We start from the raw sequence: 869 nt of genomic DNA on the forward strand, positions 1-869 counted from the left end.
CTCACCCAATTCATCATCGAAGAACAGCGGCGTTTTTCCGGCGCCACGGGCGAATTCACGCTGCTCTTGAACGACGTCGTCACCGCCTGCAAGAAGATCGCCAACCAGGTGAACAAGGGCGCGCTGCTCGGCACCATGGGCAGCCTCGCCTCCGAGAACGTGCAGGGCGAAGTGCAGAAGGAACTCGACGTCATCACCAACGACATCTTTATCTCCTCGCTGGAATGGTCCGGCCATCTCGCCGGCATGGCCTCGGAGGAAATGGAAGCCCCCTACGACATCCCCGGCCACTACCCCACCGGCAAGTACCTGATCCTGTTCGACCCGCTGGACGGCTCCTCCAACGTCAACATCAACATCTCGGTCGGCACCATCTTCTCCATCCTCCGTGCGCCGGAAGGTGTCACCCAGCCCAAGGTGGACGACTTCCTGCAGCCGGGCACCAGGCAAGTCTGCGCCGGCTACGCGCTGTACGGTTCCTCCACCATGTTCGTGCTCACCACCGGGCACGGCGTCAACGGCTTCACGCTGGATCGGGAAGTGGGCGAGTTTTACCTCACCCACCCCAACATGACGATCCCCGAGGACACCCACGAATTCGCGGTCAACACCTCCAACCAGCGCCACTGGGAAGCCCCGGTGCAGCGCTACGTGGAGGAATGCCTGCAAGGCAAGGAAGGCCCCAGAAGCCGCGACTTCAACATGCGCTGGGTAGCGTCGATGGTGGCCGAGGTGCACCGCATCCTGATCCGCGGCGGTCTCTTCATGTACCCGCTGGACAGCAAGCTGAAAGACCAGGGCGGCAAGCTGCGCCTGTTGTACGAAGCCAACCCGATGAGCTTCATCGTCGAACAGGCGGGTGGCGCGAG

At 62.4% G+C, this 869-nt stretch carries 1 protein-coding gene; it reads left to right on the top strand.

The annotated features are described in order from the left end of the window. Window positions 1–869 (top strand): class 1 fructose-bisphosphatase (locus tag A7976_RS04185; RefSeq protein WP_067107592.1); only part of this gene is annotated, 869 nt, incomplete at both ends.

The sequence above is a fragment of the Methylobacillus sp. MM3 genome (genome assembly GCF_001645185.1).
Lineage (GTDB): Bacteria > Pseudomonadota > Gammaproteobacteria > Burkholderiales > Methylophilaceae > MM2.